The sequence below is a fragment of the Kitasatospora sp. NPDC056138 genome, from assembly GCF_042264695.1.
GTDB lineage: Bacteria > Actinomycetota > Actinomycetes > Streptomycetales > Streptomycetaceae > Kitasatospora.
This window is the reverse complement of the sequence record NZ_JBHJVK010000037.1, coordinates 18287-39302: the sequence shown is the minus strand read 5'-3', so window position 1 is coordinate 39302 and position 21016 is coordinate 18287. Positions and strand designations below refer to the sequence as shown.

The following is a 21016-nucleotide window of genomic DNA, read 5'->3' as shown; positions in this document are numbered from 1 at the left end:
CCGCAGGAGGCGATGATGGCGCGCCCGCGCACCCCGCTGCTCAGCCGCGACCGCATCGTGACGGCAGCGCTCGCGCTCGTCGACGCCGAGGGCCTCGAAGCGCTCTCCACCCGCCGCCTGGCGGCCGAGCTCTCGGTCAGCGGACCGTCGCTCTACAACCACTTCGCCACCAAGGACGAGCTGCTCGACGCCGTGGTGGACACCGTGATGGGCGAGGTCGACCTCGGCATGTTCGGCACCGACACCGACACCGACACCGACACCGACACCGGTACCGACACCGACACCGGTACCGGCACCGGCACCCGCAGCGGCGCGGACTGGCGCAGCGCCCTGCGCGACTGGGCCCGCTCCTACCGCGCCGCCCTCTCCGCCCACCCCAACATCGTCCCGGTGCTCGCCCAGGGGCCCGGCCGCCGGCCCAATGCGCTGCGCCTCGCCGACGCGGTCTTCGGCTGCCTGGTGGACGCGGGCTGGCCGCGCGGGCAGGCGACCCGGATCGGCGCGCTGATGCGCTACTTCATCACCGGCTCGGCGCTCGCCTCCTTCGCCGCCGGGTTCCCCGAGGACGCCCAGCTCTACGCTGCCGAGTACCCCCACCTCGGCGAGGCCCACCTGCTCGCCGAACACCGCCGCAGCATCGACGACGGAGCGTTCGAGACCGGGCTCCAGGCGCTGCTCGACGGTCTCGCCCTGCGCTTCCCCGCTCCGGACGCCACGAGCTGAGGCGGCGGGCCGGTCCGGTGCGCGCGGGGCCGGTCGTCGCGGACGGGCCCGCCCGTGCGGTGCGCGAGCCCGTTTCGCACGGGCGGGCCGAGGACGCACGAGGGGCCCGCACCCTGCGGTGCGGGCCCCTCGGTGGGCGTGGGCGGGCGGGTCAGCCCATGTCCTCCAGGCGGACGCCCTTGGTCTCCTTCATGAAGCGGGCCACGAAGACGATCGACAGCGCCGCGAACGCCGCGTAGATCGCGTACGTCGCCGAGAGGTTCCAGCGGGACATCGACGGGAACGACACCGTGATCGCCCAGTTGGCGACCCACTGCGCCGAGGCGGCCACCGACAGGGCGGCGGCGCGGATCCGGTTCGGGAACATCTCGCCGAGCATCACCCAGACCACCACACCCCAGGACAGGGCGAAGAAGAGCACGAAGGCGTTGGCGGCGACCAGGGCCACCGTGCCCTGGAGGTCCGGGATGTGGACGTTGTCGCCGCTGCCGGTCGCCGAGCTGAACGCCCAGGCCGCCGCGCCCAGCGAGACGGCCATACCGGCCGAGCCGATGACCGCGAGCGGCTTGCGGCCGATCCGGTCGACCAGCAGGATCGCGACCACGGTGCCGACGATGTTGATGATCGAGCTGGAGAAGCTGATCAGCAGCGAGCTGCTCTGGTCGATGCCCACGGACTGCCAGAGGATCGACGAGTAGTAGAAGATCACGTTGATGCCGACGAGCTGCTGGAAGACCGAGAGCCCGATGCCGACCCAGACGATCGGCAGCAGGCCGAAGCGGCCGCCGAGCAGGTCCTTGAAGCGCGGCTGGTGGTCGGAGGCGATCAGGCCCTGGATCTCGGCGATCCGCGCGTCGGTGTCGACGCCCTCGCCCTCGACCTCGCGGAGCACCTTGCGGGCGTCGGCCAGCCGGTCCGCGGAGATCAGGTAGCGCGGCGACTCGGGGATCATCGAGGAGAGCACGAAGTAGACCACGGCCGGGATCACGCAGATCCCGAGCATCCACTGCCAGGCCTCCAGGCCGAGCAGGTGGCCGCGGGTGTCACCGCCGGCCGACTCCGCCAGCACCCAGTTGACCAGCTGCGAGATGGCGATGCCGAGCACGATCGCGGCCTGCTGGAAGGAGGCCAGCCGGCCCCGGTACCTGGTCGGCGCGACCTCGGCGATGTAGGTCGGGGCGATCACCGAGGCGATGCCGATCGCGGCGCCGCCGAGCACCCGCCAGAACGCCAGGTCCCAGGCGGCGAAGGGCAGCATCGAGCCGACCGCGCTGATGGCGAACAGAACGGCCGCAACCTTCATGACTCGAATGCGGCCGTAGCGGTCGGCGAAGCGTCCCGCCAGCGCGGCGCCCACCGCGGAGCCCAGCAGCGCGGAGGAGACGATCAGGCCGGTGACACCGTCGCCGATGCCGAACCGGTCCTTGATCCCGGACACCGCGCCGTTGATCACGGAGCTGTCGTAACCGAACAGGAAGCCACCGAGAGCGGCGGCTGCGGTGATGAAGACGACGAAGCCGAGACGGTCCGGGGCCTGCGCCCCGGACCGTCGGGGCTGCTGGGTGACGCTCACGATGTGACTCCTGTACTCAACGCTGAGGCGCTGAGATAGTAACCACATCGTTTAAAGCTTGTACATCAGACCCCAGCTGTCACCGCAGACTCTTCAAGACTTGAACAAAGACTTTCCATCGGAGCCATTGCGGGAACATCTGCGGAGATCCGCCGGGCGACCGGCCCGTCGCCGTCAGGCGTGTGGTCCGACCGGCTCCGCCAGCGACAGCCCGAACCGCCCCTGCTCGTCGGTCCACCACTCGGTGAGCCGGAACCCGGCCGCCGTCAGCTCGTCGGCCACCCGGGTCCGCCGGAACTTCGCCGAGACCTCCGTCCGCAGTTCCTCACCCTCTGCGAAGTGCACCGGCAGGCTGAGCGCACCCACCTTCACCGTCTGCGGCCTGCGCGAGCGCAGCCGCATCTCGATCCACTCGGCGGCCGGGTCCCAGGCCGCGACGTGCTCGAACTGCTCCGGGTCGAAGTCCGCCGACAGCTCGCGGTTCACCACGGAGAGCACGTTCCGGTTGAAGGCGGCCGTCACCCCCGCCGCGTCGTCGTACGCGGCGACCAGCACGGACGGCTCCTTGACCAGGTCGGTGCCGAGCAGCAGCGCGTCGCCCGGCTCCAGTTCGCGGCGCAGCGCGGCGAGGAACTCGGCCCGCTCGGCGGGCAGCAGGTTGCCCAGGGTCCCGCCGAGGAAGGCGACCAGCCGGGGCCCGTTGCCGGGCGGCAGCCCGAGGCGCTGGGTGAAGTCGGAGACGATCCCGTGCACCGCGAGGCCCGGGTACTCCTCGGTGAGGGCCGCTCCCGCCGCCGCCAGCGCGCTCTCGCTGACGTCCACGGGCGTGTACACCCGCAGGCTGCCCACGTCGCGCAGCGCGTCCAGCAGCAGCCGGGTCTTCTCGGAGGAACCGGACCCCAGCTCCACCAGGGTGCGGGCCTTGGTGACGGCTGCGATCTCCCGGGCGCGGGCGGTCAGGATCTCCCGCTCGGCCCTGGTCGGGTAGTACTCGGGCAGCCGGGTGATCTCCTCGAACAGCTCGCTCCCCCGGGCGTCGTAGAACCACTTCGGCGGCAGCCACTTGGGGCTCGCGGTGAGACCGTGCTGCACGTCGTGCCGGAGTGCGCGGCTGACGTGGTCGGCCGGGAGCAGTCTGGTGAGGTCGAAGGTGCCCATGGTGCGGAGTTCCTCTCACGGTGCTGTGGGTCGAGCGGTGTCCATGGAGTGGGTCGGTGCTCAGCCGAGGGGCCGGACGGTCACGCCGCCGCGGTCGGCGAGCAGCAGCGACCGGTCCGGCGGACGGATCCAGCCGGGCAGGTCGTCGTGCGGCTCCGAGGCGAGGACCACCGAGTCGGGCCCCGTCCGGTAGCAGAGGCTGTCGCCCCAGACCGTGGCGGCGATCGAAGTCCCGTCGGTGAGCAGCAGGTTGAGCCGGGCATCGGCGCAGTGGTCGGCGGTCTCCCGGACGGTGCGGGCGAGTGCGGCGTCCAGGGGGTCGCCCGCGCGCAGCCGGTGCAGGGTGAGCGCCCAGAGCAGTGCGGAGTCGCTGCCGGCCGCCAGGTTCAGCAGTTCCTCGGGCGGCAGCAGGGCGGCCAGCTTGCCGAGCTGGTGCGGCCAGCCGGGCAGTACGCCGTTGTGGCTGAACAGCCAGCGCTCGGCGCCGAACGGTGCCGCCGCCGCCTCGCCCGCCGCGCAGCCGTCGGTGGCGGAGCGCACGGCGGCGAGCAGGGCGCCGGTCCGCACCACCCGGACGAGGTCGGCGAAGGAGGGGTCGGCCCAGACCGGCCCGGCCCGCCGGTAGCGGGCCGGGACCGGGTCGTGGTCGGCGTACCAGCCGACACCGAAGCCGTCCGCGTTCATGCTGCCGTACTGCTGCAGGCGCGGCGCCCAGGACTGCCGGTACAGGCTCGCGGGCGGGTCGAGCAGCAGCTGCCCGATCGCCACCGGCGGCCCCAGGTAGGCGAGATGGCGGCACATCAGGTCTCGTCCACCGAGACGGCGGTGCGGAATCCGGAGAAGATCTGCCGGCGGATCGGGTAGTCCCAGTTGCGGAAGGTCCCCCGGCAGGCCACCGGTGCGACGGCGAAGGAGCCGCCGCGCAGCACCTTGTACTCCGGGCCGAAGAACACGTCGGAGTACTCCTTGTACGGCCAGGCCCGGAAGCCCGGGTACGGCAGGAAGTCGCTCGCCGTCCACTCCCACACGTCGCCGATCAACTGCCGTGCCCCGTGCGGTGACTCGCCCGCCGGGTAGCTGCCGACGGGTGCCGGCTGGAGGTGGCGCTGGCCCAGGTTGGCCCGGTCGGCGGTGGGTTCGGCGTCGCCCCACGGGTAGCGGCGGGAGCGGCCGGTGGCGGGGTCGTGCCGGGCGGCCTTCTCCCACTCGGCCTCGGTCGGCAGCCGCCGCCCGGCCCAGCGGGCGTAGGCGTCGGCCTCGTACCAGCAGACGTGCAGCACCGGTTCGTCCCCGGGCACCGGTTCGGTCACCCCGAAGCGGCGCCGCAGCCACCGGCCGCCCTCGCGCTGCCAGAACAGCGGGGCTTCGAGACCGGCCCGCCAGCGGTGCTCCCAGCCCTCGGGCGTCCACCAGCGCGGGTCGTCGTAGCCGCCGTCCGCGATGAACTCCTGGTAGGCGGCGTTGCTCACGGGGGTGGTGTCCAGCCGGAAGGCGGGGAGCGAGACTTCGTGGGCGGGGCGCTCGTTGTCGAGCGACCAGGGCTCGGTGTCGGTGCCCATGGTGAACGGGCCGCCGGGGACGAGCACTTCGGCGGGCCGCCGCCCGGGGTCGGCGGCCGGCGGCGGGGGAGCGGAGAGGGCGGCCGGGCCCGGTCTGAGCTGATGGGTGATCAGCATGGTCTCGTCGTGCTGCTGTTCGTGCTGGGCGATCATCCCGAAGGCGAAGCCCCGGTCCAGCAGCGGCACCCCTTCGAGCGGACTGGAGGTGAGCAGGTCGAGGACCCGGCCGCGTACCTCGTGCGCGTAGGCGCGGGCCTCGGCCGGCGGCAGCAGCGGCAGGGTGGGCCGCGCGGCGCGCGGGTGCTCGAACGCGTCGTAGAGGGGGTCGATCTCGGGGTGCATCGGATCGCGGCCGCCGACGTTGCGCAGCAGCCAGAGCTCCTCCTGGTTGCCGATGTGCGCGAGGTCCCAGACCAGCGGCGACATCAGCGGGGAGTGCTGGGCGGTCAGGTCCCGGTCGTCCACGCAGTCGGTGAGCGCGGCGGTCCTGGCGCGGGCGGCCAGCAGCTCGGCGGCTATCCGCTCGCGCAGCGGTTCGGGGTCGGTGCACTCCGGCGCGGCCGGCGGGAGACGGTCGGCGTTCAGCATGGTGCGGTCTCCAGGGGGACGGGGTGGACACCGGCCCTAAGGGCGTCCAGCTGGTCGTCGGCGGGACATCGGCCCCGCGCGGGGTAGCGTTCGGCGAAACCGGTGAGCGCGGCGCGCAGCCGGCCGCTGCCGGGCCGGCGGGCGAGGGCCTGCTCGGCCGCGGTGAAGCAGGTCAGCGCGGCCCGGCGCAGCGCGGGGTCGGCCATCGCCAGGGTGGCGGCCCGCCGCCACAGTTCGGAGCGCGGCGGCAGCAGGCTGGAGCTGTCGAGCACCTCCAGCGCGTCGAGCGCGGTGTCGGCGGCGACCGGGTCGTCCAGCAGCCCGGTGACCAGCGCGAGCGGGGCCAGCCAGCCGTTGCCCGGCTGGGCGTCGATCATGCGGAGTTCCAGGTGGCCGCGCGGGCGGACCGGCGGGAACAGCGTGGTGCAGTGGTAGTCCAGGTCGGCCAGGGTCGGCGGGCGCTCGCCGTCGCCGCCGCGCAGCCACTCGCGGAAGGTGCGCCCGGTGGGGGCGGCCCAGGAGCGGCCGCCCTCGCGGCGGACGCAGAGCAGCTCGGCGTCCAGGACGTAACGGGCCCAGTTCCCGCGCGGGTCGCCGTCGGCGAGCCGGGGAGCCAGGGTGCGGGTCGGATCCATCCGGGACCAGACCATCTGCCGGGTGGAGCGGTGACCGGTCGGCCTGCCGTCCAGCGAGGGCGAGTTGGCGAAGGCGGCGACCAGCACCGGGCCGAGCCGGTGCAGCAGCTGCCAGCGCGCCGCGTACGAGGACGGGCCGTGCGCGGCCCCGGCGTCCACGCAGACCTGGAAGGACGCGGTGCCGCACATCATGATCCGGCCCCACGGGCCGGTGCGGTCGAAGTGCCGCTCCATCGCCAGGTATCGGGGGTGGGAGAGCTGCATCCGCCGCTCGCGGGCCAGCGGATCGGTACCCGTACCGGTGAGGCGCAGGCCCTGGGAGGCGAGTGCGGCCCGCAGGGTGCGCTGGTCGAGCAGCAGGCCCTCGGCGCAGTCTCCGGGGCTGTCGGCGGGCGGGGAGCTGAGCTCGACCTGCCCGCCGGGTTCGCGGGTGAGACGGGAACCCGCGGGGAACAACGGGCCGTTCGGACCGGGGTGTCCGCCGTCGGGATCGGTGGGCAGTGCCGCCAGGGCCCGCTCCACCCGGTGCGGTGCCACCGCCGATCCGGGGTTCTCGGCGTCGTGGACGAACCACTCCGCCTCCACACCGACCAGCCTGGGCGGTCCGATCTTGAAGCAGATCGCGGCCAGATGCCCCTCCGCGTTCGCCTCGGTCAGCGGCGGCACATCGGTGCGCGGGGGTATGTCCGTCAGGTGGTCTGTCAGCGTTTCGGTCACCGGACTCACCTCGGTCGGTGGCGGGGGCGGCGCTGTCGGGGGCGCTTGCTTCGGTCGTACGGCTGTCACCGGACTCACCATCCTCAAGCCGCGGTCGCGGCCCGGTTCTTCCTGCCTCAGTCTGCTACGAATCAAACATCTGCGCCGACCGGTTCGGGCCGGTCTCCGGCGGAGCGGCAGCTCGGTGCGGGGCGCCCGGGACCGCTCGATCCCGGGGTGCGGGGCCGGTCAGCGCCCGGGAGCGGGATCGGTCAGACGGGTGAGCGCGGTTTCGAGCAGCGGCCGGGGCAGGGCGTAGTTGAGCCGCAGGCACCCCCGTCCCAACGGCCCGAAATCGGCGCCGTCCGAGAGCTCCACACCCCGTTCCGCCAGCAGGACCTCGCGGGCCCGGTCGGCCGGCAGGCCCAGCGCGGCGGCATCCAGCCAGACGAGGTACGAGGCCTCGGGACGGGAGAGCACTGCGCCGTCCGGCAGCGCGGCCAGCACCAGGTCGCGCGCGGCGACCAGCTCGCCGAGCAGGCCGTCCAGCCACGGGCCGCCGTGCTGCAGCGCGGCCCGCTGCACCACCTGTTCGAGCAGGCCGCCCTCCCAGAGGCCGTGACCCGCCATGAGGGCGGTCAGCCGCTCCCGCAGAGCGCCGTCCGGCACCAGGGCGAAGCAGCTCGGCACGCCCGAGGTGTTGAACGTCTTGCCGACCGAGTTCAGCGTCACCACGTGCCGGGCCGCCTCCCCGGCCACGGCGACGGCCACCGGCTGCGGCAGCCCGTGGTCGGGATGGACGAGGTCCCCGTGCACCTCGTCCGAGACCAGCAGCCCGCCGGCCGCGGCGGCCGCCCGGGCCAGGGCCCGGATCTCGTCGGCGGTCCAGACCCGCCCGGACGGGTTGTGCGGACTGCTCAGCACGATCAGATCGGTGCCGTCCCGGGTGAGCCCGGCCACCGGCAGCCGGTAGCCGAGCGCGTCCGCCGCCAGCGGCACCGGGCGGCACCGCAGCCCGGCCGCGTCGCAGATCTGACGGAATCCGATCCACTCGGGTGCGGGGAACGCCACCGGCCTGCGCGGCCCGGCCGCCTCGAACAGCAGCCGCAGCGCGGTCCGGGGACCGAACGGCAGCAGCAGCACCCAGTCCGGATCCACCACCACCCCGTGCCGCTCCAGGTACCAGGCGGCGACCAGCTCCCGCCCCGCCGGGTCGCAGACCGTGTACCCGTACGCGGGGTGCCGGGCCCGCTCGGCCAGCGCGGCACCGATCTCCGGCGGGCCCGGCAGGTCCATGTCCGCCAGCCCGAGCGCGATCCGCCCCGCCCCGGCACGGGCCCACTTGATGCTTCCGGTACCGCTCCGGTCGAACCCCTCCACCAGACCTCCCCACGGGACGGCTGCCTGCCGCACCACACGCTAACCCCCGTACGGCCCGGAGGTGTTGTGCACGGCCGAGACGGCCCGCCGAGGACCGCGCGCGGTGCCGTACGCTGCGGTGTCCGAAAGGGGAGGGACCATGAACGAGACCAGGCACGCGGGGGACGAAGTCACCCTCTTCGTGGCACGCCGGGTGGAGCCGGGACACGAGGAGTCCTTCGAACGGTGGGCGCGGGCCATCCTCGACAGGGCCACCGCACACCCGGGCAACCTCGGCACCGGCCTGCTGCGCCCCGCCGGGCCGGGTGAGCCCTGGCACCTGCTGCTGCACTTCCAGGACGACGCGGCCTTCGAGTCCTGGCAGCAGTCCCCGGACCGGGCCGACTGCTTCGCCAGGATGGACGGGCACCACGTCGAGGTGGCCCGGCGCGAACTGCACGGCATGGAGGGCTGGTTCGCCACCACCCCGGCCGGGGCCGGGTGCACCCCGCCGCCGCGCTGGAAGATGGCCGTCGCCTCCACGCTCGCCATCGCACCGCTCACCGTCAGCGCGAGCCTGCTCGTCACGCCCCACCTGGCGGACCTGCCGGTGGTCCCGCGCACCCTCCTCATGGCACCCGTCATCAGCGTCCTGATGACCTACCTGGCCCTCCCCGCCGTCACCCGCGCCCTCCGCCGCTGGCTCTTCCCGGCCTGACCCCACCCGGTCACCACCCCGGGGGCAGCACCTCAGGAGCACCACTCAGGGGCGCGGGGGACTGCGCGGGCAACCAGGCGAGTCCGTTGGCATCCCGGTGACCCGTGAGCCGGGCACCACCTGCCCCAGGGGGAAGGGCAGCGCCCCTGGAGGTGCCTGCTCCTGAGGCGCTTGCCCCGGAAGCGGGCGGCGTTCGGCGGTGGGGGTTCGTCCCGGTCGGCTGGGCCGTGCCCGGACCTGTCCCAGCTGTCCCGGCAGCTCCACCAATCGCACCATTTGGGCCACCCGGCTTGCAGGCGGTCAATGATGATAGGAAGATCTTGACGCCTTACTGTCCGCTCCAGCTCCGGAAGGGTTGCCGCCATGGGACGACCGAACTGGGTCCCCGCCGGAACTGATCTCGACAAGCCGAACGCCGCCCGGGTCTACGACTACTACCTCGGCGGCTCCCACAACTTCGAGGCGGATCGCGAAATGGCCCGCCGGGCCATCGAACTCTGGCCCGACCTGCCCGCCATCATGCGCTCCAACCGGGCCTTCCTGCGCCGGGCGGTCCAGCACGTGGCCGAGGCGGGCATCAGCCGGTTCCTGGACATCGGCTCGGGCATCCCGACCTTCGGCGCCGTCCACGAGGTGGCCCGGGGCATCCGGCCCGAGGCCCGGGTGGTGTACGTGGACCGCGACCCGGTCGCGGTGGCGCACAGCCGCCTGCTGCTGGCGGACGACCCGCTGAGCGAGGTGGTCGAGGCCGACCTGCGCTCGGTCGAGGACCTGCTCTCCCGCCCCGAGGTCGCCGAACTGCTGGCCGCGGGCGAACCCGTCGCGGTGCTGCTGGTCGCGGTGCTGCACTTCGTCACGGACGACGACGAGCCCGCCAGGCTGGTGTCCGCACTGCGCGACGCCCTGCCGCCGGGCAGCGCGCTGGTGCTCAGCCACGCCTCCACGGAGGGCCGCCCGGACCAGGCCGGACCGCACCAGGACCTCTACCGGCGCACCCCGACCCCGCTCACCATGCGCGGCCGTGACCGGATCGTGGAGCTGTTCGACGGCTTCGACCTGGTCGAACCGGGCGTGGTCTACCTGCCGGAGTGGCATCCGGACAACCCCGAGGGGATCGGCCCGCACCCGGAGTGGATGTCCGGTATGGCCGGGGTCGGGTTCCTGCGGTGAGCACGGCTCCGCCGGAAGGGACCGTCCCGCCCGAGCGGCACGGCCGGACGGGCGGACGCGACCGCACCGGCGGGCACGACAGCACGGACCTGCGCCACCCGGCCCTCCCGACCCACCCGGTTCACCCAGCTCACCCGGCCCACCCGACTCACCCGGCTCATCCGGGCCACCCGCACCAGGGTCGCCCGGACGCCCAGCCGGACTCCTACGAGAGCGCGACCCGCTTCCACGAGGAGTGGGCCCGGCTGCTCCGGGCCGGCCACGGTGCGGCGATCCACCCCGGCATCCTGCGCAGACTGGTCTCCCGGACGGCGGGGCTGCTGCACCGCGCGCAGCTGGAGCAGCCGTTCCGGCCGGACCTCGCCGCCGAGGCGGGCGCCCTGCTGGTGGACGCGCAGTTCACCGACCCGGCGGTGCTGGCCAGCGCGGTCGAGCTGCTCCAGACCCAGCCGCTGGACGGCCGGGCCCCGGCGCTCTGCGGAGCCTTCGCGGCGGGCTGGGCGGCGGCGCTGCGCGAACGGACCCTGCGCGAGCAGGAGGCCATCCGGCTGGCCGCCGACACCGCGCGCCAGGAGATGGAGAAGGCCCTGCGCGCCTCCGAGGCGCGGTTCCGGGCGCTGTTCGAGAGCGCGGCCATCGGCATCGGCCTCGGCGACGTGGACGGCAACATCCTGGCGGTCAACCGCGCCCTCCAGGAGCTGTTCGGCGCCCGCCCCGAGGACCTCCAGGGGCGCCGGGTCGGCGATCTGGTGCACCCCGAGGACACCCCCGGCGTCTGGGAGGCGTACGAGGAGCTGATCTCCGGCAAGCGGGACTACTTCCAGTTCGACAAGCCGTACTACCGGCACGACGGCGAGGTGGTTTGGACCCATCTGACCGTCTCGCTGATCCGTGACGACGACGGCAAGCCGGTCTACCAGGTGGCCATGCTGGAGGACATCACCGACCGCTACCGCCTCCAGGAACGGCTGCGCCACCAGGCCACCCACGACCCGCTGACCGGGCTGCCGAACCGGGTGGCCTTCTTCGAGCGCCTGGAGAAGCTCTTCGAGGAGCCCGAACCGGGCGCCCGGTTCGGACTCTGCTACGTGGACCTGGACGGGTTCAAGGTGGTCAACGACAGCCTCGGCCACGACACCGGCGACCAGTTGCTGGCGGCGGTGGCCGGCCGGCTGGAGGCCGCGCTGACCCCACTCGGCCACCTGGTGGCGCGGCTCGGCGGCGACGAGTTCGTCGTCCTGCTGGAGAACTGCCGGGGTGAGCAGGAGGCGGTCGCGGCGGCCAAGACGGTGCTGGCGGCGCTCGCCAAGCCGGTGCTGATCGGGGACCACCGGCTCGCGGTCGGCGCCAGCGTGGGCGTCCTGGAACGGCAGGTCGCCACCACCACGCCGGGCGCGGCCGTCCGGGCCGCGGACCTCACGCTCTACCGGGCCAAGGAGGCCGGGCGCGGCCGCTGGACGCTCTTCGACCCGACCGAGAACGCCCGCGCGGTGAGCCGCTACACGGTCTCGGTCCGGATGCCCGTGGCGCTGGACCGGGGCGAGTTCTTCATCGACTACCAGCCGCTCTGCTCGCTCGCGGACGGTTCGCTGGCCGCGGTCGAGGCGCTGGTGCGCTGGCGGCACCCGGAGTTGGGCGTGCTCGGTCCCGAGGAGTTCATCGGGATCGCCGAGGAGACCGGCCTGATCATGCCGCTCGGCCGCTGGGTGCTGGAGCAGGCGTGCACCCAGGCTGCCGCCTGGGTGAGGGAGTTCGGCGACGCCGCCCCGCAACTGAACGTCAACCTGGCGGTCCGGCAGGCCCGCAGCCCCGGACTGGTCGGCGACCTGGAGCGGATCCTGCGCTCCACCGGACTCAGCCCGCACAAGCTCCAGTTGGAGATCACGGAGTCCACCGTGGTCGGCCCCGAGGACGAGGCGCTGAAGTCGCTGCACGCGGTGGTGGACATGGGAGTCTCGCTGGCCGTCGACGACTTCGGCACCGGCTGGTCCAACCTCGCCTACCTGCGCGACCTCCCGGTCTCCGGCCTGAAGATCGCCGGCTCCTTCGTCGGCGACCTGCACGACCCCGGCAAGGACACCCACCTCGGCTGGCGGATCATCAGCGGACTGGTCTCGCTCGCCCACAGCCTGGGCCTGACCGTCACCGCCGAGGGCGTCGAGAACGGGGCCGATGCCGATCGGCTGCGGCTGATGGGCTGCGACTGGGCGCAGGGCTGGCACTTCGGCCGCCCCGCCCGCCCGGCCGACATCGCCCGCCGCATCGCGGAGAGCAACCTCCCGCCGCGTCCCTGAACGGTCCGGTCCGCACCGCGCGTACGCCGGTGCCTCGCGTCGTGCGTACGCCGGTGCAAACCCTGCCGTATCGGTGAGAATCGGGACAGAATCCCTTGACGCGGTGTGAATGATCTGCCAATGATGGAGCTCGGCGCCGCTCCCGAGTGCACTGCCCGGAGCGTGGAGGCTCGCCGGACGACCACGCAGACCCACCGCCCGGACGGTGCACCCCTGCCGCGCACCGCCCGGCCCGGGTACGCCCTCGGGGTGTCGACGTGCCCGTCGTGGGACACCCCTGAACCACCGCGACGCCTGGTGCGCTTCCCGTGTCGGGTCGGCAGCGCACCGGCGTCCGCGGGTCCCGAAGTGGCCGCCCCGCACGGGCGGCTCCCGGTGCCGGGTCCCGAATGGTCCCTGCGGGAGCGGCTCAGGCGCCGACCGGCAGCAGCGGGATGCCGTGGCCCCGGGTCAGTTCGGTGCCGGCCGCCTTGGTGCGCAGGTAGCGGACGTTGCTCTCGGAGAGGTGGACGCCGGTGGCGACGCGTTCGGTGACCGCTATGCCGAGGGCGGTGAGCTGGGCCGCCTTGTCGGGGTTGTTGCTGAGCAGGCGGATGCCGGCGGCGCCGAGGGTGGTGAGCATCTGGGCCGCCGCGGTGTAGTCGCGGCCGTCCTCGGGCAGGCCCAGGGCGGTGTTGGCCTGGTAGGTGTCGAGCCCGGAGTCCTGCAGGGCGTAGGCGTCCAGCTTGTTGTAGAGGCCGATGCCCCGGCCCTCCTGGCGGAGGTAGAGGAGGTAGCCGCCGCTCTCCGCGATCCGCTCGACGGCCTCGCGCAGCTGGGGGCCGCAGTCGCAGCGGTCCGAGCCGAGGACGTCGCCGGTGAGGCACTCGGAGTGCAGCCGGACCAGGGGCGTGTCGGTGGGTTCGCCGAGCCGGAGGGCAAGGTGCTCGGCGCCGTCGGCCAGGCCGTGGAAGGTGTGGACCTCGGCCTCGACGCGGTAGCCGTCGCCGAAGGTGAGCGGGATGCGGACCCGGGAGCGGACGGTGGCCGGACCCGGCCGGGAGCCGTGCTGCTGGTGCTCGGGGTGGGGCATGCCGGGCCTCCGGTGGTCGCCAGGTGGCTGGGCGCCACGTGGTGGGTCGCAAGTGTTTCGAACTCGAAACGGCTGGTCGGCTCGACCGTACACTGTGGTTCGAATTTGAACAACTATGGTTCTCTCCGGATCCGCGCCGGCTCCTCGGGCCCCGTTCGGCTCAGCATCCCCGTCCGCCCGTGCGACCCCGCACGCAAGCTGGTGGAGGGGTGCTGCCGAGCGTAAGGAAGAGCATGTCCAAGGCATTCGGATTCGTGGCCTACGGCGGGCCGGAGAACCAGGAGTTCCTCGACCGTCCCATCCCCTCGCCAGGCCCGGGTCAGCTGCTGATCGCGGTCCGGGCCGCCGGGGTGAACCCCGTGGACTGGAAGATCCGGCAGGGCCGTCTGGGCACCGGGCAGCCGCTGCCCGCCGTGCTCGGCTCCGAGGCGTCCGGGGTGGTGCAGGCCCTGGGCGCGGGCGTCGAGGGCTTCGCGGTCGGCGACGAGGTGTTCGGCAACACCGCGGCCGGCGGTTACGCCGAGCACACCCTGCTGGACGCCGCGACCACCGCGCACAAGCGGCCCGACATCAGCTTCACGCAGGCGGCGGCGCTGCCGGTGGCCGCCGCGACCGCGTACGACGCGCTGCGGCAGCTGGATCTCAAGGCGGGGCAGACGGTGCTGATCCTCGGCGTCGCCGGCGGTGTCGGCAGCGTCGCGGCCCAGCTCGCCAAGGGGCACGGACTGACCGTGCTCGGCACGGCGGGGGACCGCAACCGGGCCTACGTGGAGTCGCTCGGCGCCGTCCAGGTCAGGTACGGCGACGGCGTGGCCGAGCGGATCCGGGCCCTCGCTCCGGACGGTGTGGACGGGATCGTCGACCTGGTCGGCGGCGACGACGCGCGGGCCGTCGCGCCGCTGCTCAACGACCCGGCCAAGCTGGTCTCCGCCGTCGACCCGACCACCGCCGCCGAACTCGGCGGCGCGTTCGTCCGGCGCAGCCGTGGCGCCGACACGCTCGAAGCGCTGGCCAAGCTGGTCGCCTTCGACGCGCTCGACCAGCACATCGCCGCCACCTACCCGCTGGAACACGCAGCCCGAGCCCTCTCCGAGGTGGAGTCGGGCCACGTCCGCGGCAAGCTCGTCCTCGACATCGGCTGATCGGAGGCCCACCGTGAAGATCACCACCCCCACCGTCAACGCGCCCTGCTGGGTCGAACTGGGCACCTCCGACCCCGAGGCCGCCAGGACCCTCTACCGCGAACTCTTCGGCTGGCGGGCGGAGAGCGACCCGCGCGAGGAGGTGGACGGCTACACCCGGTTCTTCGTCGGCGACGCCCCGGTCGCCGCGATCAGCCCGATCTCCTCGCCCAAGCAGCGGACCGCCTGGCTGGTCTGCTTCGCCTCGGAGGACGCCGACGCCACCGCGGCGGCGGTCGCCACGGCCGGTGGCAAGGTGCTGAAGGAACCGACCGACCTCCGTGACGACGGCCGCTTCGCGGTGCTCGCGGACCCGTCCGACGCGGTCTTCACCATCTGGCAGGCCAACGCGTTCAAGGGCGCCGGCCTGCTCAACGAACCGGGCTCGCTGGGCTGGGTGGAACTCGCCACCCGGGACACCGCCGGTGCCAAGGAGTTCTACAGCCGGGTCTTCGGCTGGAGCGTCACGGTGAGCGAGATGTACACCCAGTGGGGCCTGGCGGGCGACGACTTCGGCGGCATGCTCGACATGGCCGAGCAGTTCCCGCCGGACGTGCCGCCGTACTGGATGCCCTACTTCGCGGTCGCCGACGTCGACCTGACCGCGGAGCGGGCTGCGGGGCTCGGCGCGACCGTCATGCTTCCGCCGACGGATGTGCCGGGCGGCCCGCGGTTGGCGGTGTTCCACGACGCGCAGGGAGCCAGGTTCGGCATCCACACCGCGGGCGCCGAGGGCTGAGGCTCGGGGCCCGGTCGGGCACGGGCTCAGGCGTCGGTGGTGGTGCAGGAGGACTCGGTGGCGGGTGCGGCCGTCGCCGGGTCCTCGGGCGTGCGGCGGGGGCGGAGCAGGGCGAGGGCGGCGGCGCCCAGGGTGACGGTGACGGCCGACACCGGCGCCCAGTCGCCGAGCCGGTCGTACCAGGTGCGGGCCGCCGGGTCGGCGAGCGGGACGCGGACGGTGAGTGCGCCGTCGGCCGAAGTGCCCAGGTGGGCCAGGCGGCGGCCCTGCCGGTCGTAGGCCACCGACTCGCCGGTGAGGGCGGCCTGGACCACCGGACGGCCGGTCTCCGCGGCGCGCAGCGCGCCGAGCGAGGCGTGCTGGGCGGGTGCCCAGGTGTGCTGGAAGGTCGAGGTCGACGACTGGTAGACCAGCATCCGGGCGCCGTCGTCCGCCGCCGTGCGGGACATGTCGGGGAAGGCGGACTCGAAGCAGATCAGCACTCCCAGCGGCAGCGGGCGGCCGTCGTGGGCGCCGGCCTGGACGAGGTGGAAGCCGGTGCCCGGGATCCGGTTCTCGCCCGCCGCCCTGCTGACCCCGGCGATCCAGCCGAGCACCGGCCGCAGCGGGATGTACTCGCCGAACGGCACCAGGCGGATCTTGCGGTAGCGGGCGGCGATCCCCTCGGGCGTGACCAGGACGGCGTCCTTGGAGATCCGGCCGTCGGCCTTGCGGGCGTCCTCACCGACCAGGAGCTGGGCGCCGGTTGCGGTGGAGAGGCTGCGCAGCCGCTCCACGGTGGCGGTGTCGCGGTCCAGGTCGTCGGTGGTGCTGCTCTCGGCCCAGACCACCAGGTCCAGCGGCTGCCCGATCAGGCGGGTGGTGATCCGGACACCGGCGTCGAACCGTGCGTCGGGGTCCGCGGTGCCGCCCGGCTGGACCAGGGCCACCGTCGCCTGCCCGGCCGGGGAGGGCTGGGTGCGCAGGGCGAACAGCAGCGGTCCCGAGGCCACCGCGAGGACGGCCACCCCGGCGGCCAGTACCCGGACCGACATCTGACGGTGGGTCAGGAAGATGACGACCCCGGTGTTGGCCGCCGCCACGGCGGCGCTCACCAGCCACGCACCGCCGACCGAGGCCAGCGCCAGGACGGCCGGGTGCTGCCACTGGCTGGCGCCGAGCAGCGCCCACGGCCCGCCGAGCGCGTGCCAGGAGCGCGCGTACTCGCCGCTCAGCCAGACGGAGGGGACGACCACCAGCGCACCGAGGGCCCGCCAGGGGGTGAGCGGCGGGTGGAGCAGCCGCCGGACCGCGAGCCCGAGTGCGGCCTGCAGCGACCCGAAGAGCACGGCCAGCAGGAGCAGTGCCGGGCCGATCGAGGGGACCAGCCAGTACATCGCGGCCAGGATGAAGCCGGCGCCGAACCACCAGCCCCGAACTGCCGCCTCCCGTCCGCTCGGTGACCGCTGCATCAGCAGCAGGCCGGGCACCAGCACGACCCAGGCCAGCGCGGACAGGCCGGGCACGGGGAAGGTGAGGACGGGCAGTGCGCCGGCGAGGAGCGCCGCGAGGCGGGCGGAGCGGGGCGTCATGCCCCGATTGTCCGCCCGAACGGCACGACTGCCCAGGTCACCGACGTCGGTGTGTCACGACCGAGGCCCACGGGGGCGACCTGGCCGTTCCACCGGGCGCGGCAGGAGGTCCGGGGCCGCCCGGGCGCGGGGGCCGTGCGAGCGGCCGGCCACGAACGTGGCGGGCCGGAAGCACAGTTCCCGCGCCGCGGGGCCTGCCCGGCAGCGGCTACCCGTTGCCCTCCAGGTCACCCTCGGTCTCCAGGAAGGCGGTGCGCAGCGCGTCGATCAGCTCCGGGTCGGGCTCGGCCCACAGGCCGCGCTCCGCCGCCTCCAGCAGACGCTCGCTGATGCCGTGCAGCGCCCACGGGTTGGCCGCACCGAGGAACTCGCGGTTGGTCGGGTCGAGGACGTACTCCTGGGTGAGCTTCTCGTACATCCAGTCGGCCACCACGCCCGTGGTGGCGTCGTAGCCGAACAGGTAGTCCACCGTCGCGGCCATCTCGAAGGCGCCCTTGTACCCGTGCCGGCGCATCGCCTCCAGCCAGCGCGGGTTGACCACGCGGGCGCGGAAGACCCGTGCGGCCTCCTCGGTCAGGGTGCGGGTGCGGACCGTCTCGGGCCGGGTCGAGTCGCCGATGTAGGCGGTCGGGGCCTTGCCGGTGAGGGCGCGGACGGTGGCCACCATGCCGCCGTGGTACTGGAAGTAGTCGTCGGAGTCCGCGATGTCGTGCTCGCGGGTGTCGGTGTTCTTCGCGGCGACGGTGATCCGCTTGTACGCGGTCTCCATCTCCTCACGCGCCGGGCGGCCGCCCAGGTCGCGGCCGTAGGCGTAGCCGCCCCAGACGGTGTAGACCTCCGCCAGGTCGGCGTCGGTGCGCCAGTCGCGGCTGTCGATGAGCTGGAGCAGGCCCGCGCCGTACGTGCCGGGGCGGGAGCCGAAGACCCGGACGGTGGCCCTGCGCTCGTCGCCGTGCACGGCGAGGTCCGCCTGGACGTGGGCGCGGACGAAGTTCTGCTCGTCCGCCTCCTCCTGCCGGGCGGCCAGGCGCACCGCGTCGTCCAGCAGGTTGACCACGTGCGGGAAGGCGTCCCGGAAGAAGCCGGAGATGCGCAGCGTCACGTCGATGCGCGGGCGGCCCAACTCCTCCAGGCCGATGGCCTCCAGGCCGGTGACCCGGCGCGAGGCGTCGTCCCAGACCGGGCGGACGCCCAGCAGGGCGAAGGCCTCGGCGATGTCGTCGCCCGCCGTGCGCATCGCGCTGGTGCCCCAGAGCGAGAGGCCGACCGAGGGCGGGAACGCCCCGTCGTTGTCCGCCCGGTAGCGCTCCACCAGGGAGGCGGCCAGCGCCTGGCCGGTCTCCCAGGCCAGCTTGCTGGGGACGGCCTTGGGGTCGACGGAGTAGAAGTTGCGGCCGGTCGGCAGCACGTTGACCAGCCCGCGCAGCGGCGAACCGGACGGCCCCGCCGGGACGAACCCGCCGTTCAGCGCGTGCAGGACGGCGTCCAGCTCGTCGGTGGTCCGCGCGAGGCGGGGGACGACCTGGCGGGCGGCGAAGTCCAGTACGTCGCGGACCGCCTCGGGGTGGCCGGCGGCGACCTTCTCGACCGCCTCCGGCGCCCAGTCCTCGGCCTCCATCGCCTCGACCAGGGCGCGCGCCCGGGCCTCCGCCGCGTCGGTGGCACCGAGGGTCAGCGCGGCCTCGTCCAGGCCGAGCGCCTCGCGCAGACCGGGCAGCGCGCTCACGCCGCCCCAGATCTGCCGGGCCCGCAGGATGGCGAGCACGATGTTGATCCGGTCCTCGCCCGTCGGGGCCTGGCCGAGGACGTGCAGGCCGTCCCGGATCTGGGCGTCCTTCACCTCGCACAGCCAGCCGTCGACGTGCAGCAGGAAGTCGTCGAAGCCGTCGTCCTCGGGGCGCTCGTCGAGGCCGAGGTCGTGGTCGAGCCGGGCGGCCTGGATCAGGGTCCAGATCTGGGCGCGGATCGCGGGCAGCTTGGCCGGGTCCATCGCGGCGATGTTGGAGTGCTCGTCGAGCAGTTGCTCCAGGCGCGCGATGTCGCCGTAGGAGTCGGCGCGGGCCATCGGCGGGACCAGGTGGTCGACCAGGGTCGCGTGCGCGCGCCGCTTGGCCTGGGTGCCCTCGCCCGGGTCGTTGACCAGGAAGGGGTAGACCAGGGGGAGGTCGCCGAGGACGGCGTCCGGGCCGCAGCCGGCCGACAGGGCGGCCGTCTTGCCCGGCAGCCACTCCAGGTTGCCGTGCTTGCCGAGGTGGATCACCGCGTCGGCGCCGAAGCCGCCGTCCTGCCGGGAGGCCGCGATCCAGCGGTAGGCGGCCAGGTAGTGGTGGCTCGGGGGCAGGTCGGGGTCGTGGTAGATGGCCACCGGGTTCTCGCCGAAGCCGCGCGGCGGCTGGATCAGGACCAGCAGGTTGCCGGAGCGGATGGCGGCCAGCACGATGTCGCCGTCCGGGTTCTGCGAGCGGTCCACGTACAGCTCGCCGGGCGCCGGGCCCCAGTGCTGCTCGACCTGCTCGCGCAGCCCGGCGGGCAGCTCGGCGTACCAGCGGCGGTAGTCGGCGGCGGGGATGCGGACCGGGTTGCGGGCCAGCTGCTCCTCGGTCAGCCAGTCCTGGTCGTAGCCGCCGGCCGCGATCAGGGCGTGGATCAGCGCGTCGCCCTCGTGCGAGTCGTCGTCGGCCGCGTCCAGGCCGGGCAGGTCCGTGCCGAGGTCCATGCCCTCCGCACGCAGGCGGTGCAGCAGCCGGACCGCGCTGGCGGGGGTGTCCAGGCCGACGGCGTTGCCGACCCGGGCGTGCTTGGTCGGGTACGCGGACAGCACCAGCGCCAACCGCCGCTCGGCGGCCGGGATGTGGCGCAGCCGGGCGTGCCGCACCGCGATGCCCGCGACCCGGGCGGCCCGCTCGGGGTCGGCGGCGTAGACGGTCAGCCCGTCCTCGTCCAGCTCCTTGAAGGAGAACGGGACGGTGATCAGCCGGCCGTCGAACTCGGGGACGGCCACCTGGGTGGCGGTGTCCAGCGGGGAGAGGCCGTCGTCGCTCGCCTCCCAGGCCGCGCGGGACCAGGTCAGGCACAGCGCCTGGAGGATCGGGCGGTCGAGCCCGGCGAGTGCCCCCGCGTCCCAGGCCTCCTCGTCGCCGCCCGCCTGCGCGTCGGCCGGGCGGGTGCCGCCGGCCGCGAGCACGGTGGTGACGATCGCGTCCGCCTGGCCCAGCTCGGCCAGCAGCTCGGGCTCGGCGCCGCGCAGCGAGGAGCAGTACAGCGGCTTCGGGCGGGCGCCCTGGTCCTCGATCGCCCGGCACAGGTCCTCGACGAAGGCGGTGTTGCCGCTCATGTGGTGGGCGCGGTAGTAGAGCACCGCGATGACCGGGCCGTCCGCGTTCCGGGGGGTGCGCTCCAGCGGGCCCCAGGCCGGGGCGGAGGCGGGCGGCGCGAAGCCGTGCCCGGTGAGCAGCACGGTGTCGGAGAGGAAGGCGCCGAGCTCGGCCAGGTTGGCCGCGCCGCCGTGCGCCAGGTAGGCGTGCGCCTCGGCGGCGATCCCGGCGGGCACCGTGGACAGCTCCATCAGCTGGGCGTCCGGCGCCTGCTCACCCGTCAGCACGACCACCGGGCGCGGGCCCGCGAGCAGCGCGTCCAGGCCCTCCTCCCAGGCCCGGCGGCCGCCGAGCAGCCGGACGACCACCAGGTCGGTGCCCTCCAGCAGGGCCGGCAGGTCCCCGGCGGTCAGCCGGGCGGGGTTGCCGAGGCGGTAGCCGACCGGGCCCCGGGAGGCACGGGCGCTCAGCAGATCGGTGTCCGAGGTGGAAAGCAGCAGGATCATGCGAAGGCCCTCCCGGCCAGGTCGGTGCTCCGAGCCGAAGGGCGCGCCGCCGCCGAGGACGATGGGCGGCAGGCGAGCGGCGAAAGGGGGAGCGAGGGAGCGGAAAACGTCAGCGTCGGCTCAGGGCGCCCGGAGCGTCTCCGCGGCCCGGCCGGGG

At 74.0% G+C, this 21016-nt stretch carries 15 protein-coding genes; 6 read left to right on the top strand and 9 right to left on the bottom strand.

Annotation, left to right across the window (positions count from 1 at the left end; all coding sequences use genetic code 11):
• The first annotated feature begins 15 nt into the window (after positions 1–15).
• A complete protein-coding gene (locus ACFC1R_RS22255; RefSeq protein ID WP_375941156.1) occupies positions 16–726 on the top strand; it encodes a TetR/AcrR family transcriptional regulator in 711 nt (236 codons plus the stop codon).
• 151 nt (positions 727–877) lie between these two features.
• On the opposite strand, the gene ACFC1R_RS22250 is transcribed toward ACFC1R_RS22255, so the two are convergent.
• The 6 genes from ACFC1R_RS22250 to ACFC1R_RS22225 all read right to left on the bottom strand — a co-directional run bounded on the left by ACFC1R_RS22250 (position 878) and on the right by ACFC1R_RS22225 (position 8315).
• Positions 878–2302 carry a sugar porter family MFS transporter gene (locus ACFC1R_RS22250; protein WP_375941229.1) on the bottom strand — a complete coding sequence of 475 codons (1425 nt, stop codon included), beginning with the start codon at positions 2300–2302 and terminating at the stop codon, positions 878–880.
• A 171-nt stretch (positions 2303–2473) separates the two neighbouring features.
• Positions 2474–3457, bottom strand: a complete 984-nt coding sequence (gene egtD, locus ACFC1R_RS22245) for an L-histidine N(alpha)-methyltransferase (protein WP_375941154.1) — start codon at positions 3455–3457, stop codon at positions 2474–2476.
• 60 nt (positions 3458–3517) lie between these two features.
• Positions 3518–4258, bottom strand: coding sequence for an ergothioneine biosynthesis protein EgtC (gene egtC, locus ACFC1R_RS22240; protein ID WP_375941152.1), 741 nt, complete (start codon positions 4256–4258; stop codon positions 3518–3520).
• Positions 4258–5604, bottom strand: a complete 1347-nt coding sequence (gene egtB / locus ACFC1R_RS22235; protein WP_375941150.1) for an ergothioneine biosynthesis protein EgtB — start codon at positions 5602–5604, stop codon at positions 4258–4260. Before egtB ends, egtC begins: the two co-directional genes overlap by 1 nt.
• Positions 5598–6956 carry an ergothioneine biosynthesis glutamate--cysteine ligase EgtA gene (egtA, locus tag ACFC1R_RS22230; protein ID WP_375941148.1) on the bottom strand — a complete coding sequence of 453 codons (1359 nt, stop codon included), beginning with the start codon at positions 6954–6956 and terminating at the stop codon, positions 5598–5600. The genes egtB and egtA overlap by 7 nt, the downstream gene beginning before the upstream one ends.
• Before the next feature lie 228 nt (positions 6957–7184).
• On the bottom strand, positions 7185–8315 hold the full coding sequence (locus ACFC1R_RS22225; RefSeq protein WP_375941146.1) for an aminotransferase class I/II-fold pyridoxal phosphate-dependent enzyme: 1131 nt from the start codon (positions 8313–8315) through the stop codon (positions 7185–7187).
• 139 nt (positions 8316–8454) lie between these two features.
• On the opposite strand from ACFC1R_RS22225, the gene ACFC1R_RS22220 reads away from it, so the two are divergent.
• From ACFC1R_RS22220 to ACFC1R_RS22210, 3 genes are all read left to right on the top strand, one after another.
• Positions 8455–9012 (top strand): antibiotic biosynthesis monooxygenase, encoded by a 558-nt coding sequence (locus tag ACFC1R_RS22220; RefSeq protein WP_375941144.1) that lies wholly within the window; start codon positions 8455–8457, stop codon positions 9010–9012.
• 363 nt (positions 9013–9375) lie between these two features.
• Entirely contained in the window at positions 9376–10182 is an 807-nt protein-coding gene (locus tag ACFC1R_RS22215) for an SAM-dependent methyltransferase (RefSeq protein WP_375941142.1), read from the top strand.
• On the top strand, positions 10179–12476 hold the full coding sequence (locus tag ACFC1R_RS22210; protein ID WP_375941140.1) for an EAL domain-containing protein: 2298 nt from the start codon (positions 10179–10181) through the stop codon (positions 12474–12476). The genes ACFC1R_RS22215 and ACFC1R_RS22210 overlap by 4 nt, the downstream gene beginning before the upstream one ends.
• A 409-nt stretch (positions 12477–12885) precedes the next feature.
• Here ACFC1R_RS22210 and ribA read toward each other — a convergent pair whose 3' ends face one another.
• Positions 12886–13548 carry a GTP cyclohydrolase II gene (ribA, locus tag ACFC1R_RS22205; protein ID WP_375941138.1) on the bottom strand — a complete coding sequence of 221 codons (663 nt, stop codon included), beginning with the start codon at positions 13546–13548 and terminating at the stop codon, positions 12886–12888.
• 233 nt (positions 13549–13781) lie between these two features.
• Here ribA and ACFC1R_RS22200 point away from each other — a divergent pair, with 233 nt between their 5' ends.
• Both ACFC1R_RS22200 and ACFC1R_RS22195 read left to right on the top strand, forming a co-directional pair.
• Positions 13782–14690, top strand: coding sequence for an NADP-dependent oxidoreductase (locus ACFC1R_RS22200; RefSeq protein WP_375941136.1), 909 nt, complete (start codon positions 13782–13784; stop codon positions 14688–14690).
• Positions 14691–14703: 13 nt separating this feature from the next.
• Positions 14704–15468 carry a VOC family protein gene (locus ACFC1R_RS22195; RefSeq protein WP_375941134.1) on the top strand — a complete coding sequence of 255 codons (765 nt, stop codon included), beginning with the start codon at positions 14704–14706 and terminating at the stop codon, positions 15466–15468.
• 26 nt (positions 15469–15494) lie between these two features.
• On the opposite strand, the gene lnt is transcribed toward ACFC1R_RS22195, so the two are convergent.
• Positions 15495–17039: an apolipoprotein N-acyltransferase gene (lnt, locus tag ACFC1R_RS22190; protein ID WP_375941132.1), complete on the bottom strand. Its 1545-nt coding sequence runs from the start codon at positions 17037–17039 to the stop codon at positions 15495–15497.
• Positions 17040–17247: 208 nt separating this feature from the next.
• The gene (gene cobN, locus ACFC1R_RS22185) at positions 17248–20859 is read right to left on the bottom strand and encodes a cobaltochelatase subunit CobN (protein ID WP_375941130.1); all 3612 of its coding nucleotides are present in this window, start codon (positions 20857–20859) and stop codon (positions 17248–17250) included.
• Between the last annotated feature and the right edge of the window lie 157 nt (positions 20860–21016).

Bases quoted from the DNA above. Each gene is read 5' to 3' on its own strand.
- ribA (WP_375941138.1), bottom strand. From the start codon at position 13,548: ATGCCCCACCCCGAGCACCAGCAGCACGGCTCCCGGCCGGGTCCGGCC.
- ACFC1R_RS22220 (WP_375941144.1), top strand. From the start codon at position 8,455: ATGAACGAGACCAGGCACGCGGGGGACGAAGTCACCCTCTTCGTGGCA.
- egtD (WP_375941154.1), bottom strand. From the start codon at position 3,457: ATGGGCACCTTCGACCTCACCAGACTGCTCCCGGCCGACCACGTCAGC.
- egtB (WP_375941150.1), bottom strand. From the start codon at position 5,604: ATGCTGAACGCCGACCGTCTCCCGCCGGCCGCGCCGGAGTGCACCGAC.
- cobN (WP_375941130.1), bottom strand. From the start codon at position 20,859: ATGATCCTGCTGCTTTCCACCTCGGACACCGATCTGCTGAGCGCCCGT.
- lnt (WP_375941132.1), bottom strand. From the start codon at position 17,039: ATGACGCCCCGCTCCGCCCGCCTCGCGGCGCTCCTCGCCGGCGCACTG.
- ACFC1R_RS22255 (WP_375941156.1), top strand. From the start codon at position 16: ATGGCGCGCCCGCGCACCCCGCTGCTCAGCCGCGACCGCATCGTGACG.
- ACFC1R_RS22200 (WP_375941136.1), top strand. From the start codon at position 13,782: ATGTCCAAGGCATTCGGATTCGTGGCCTACGGCGGGCCGGAGAACCAG.
- egtC (WP_375941152.1), bottom strand. From the start codon at position 4,258: ATGTGCCGCCATCTCGCCTACCTGGGGCCGCCGGTGGCGATCGGGCAG.
- ACFC1R_RS22215 (WP_375941142.1), top strand. From the start codon at position 9,376: ATGGGACGACCGAACTGGGTCCCCGCCGGAACTGATCTCGACAAGCCG.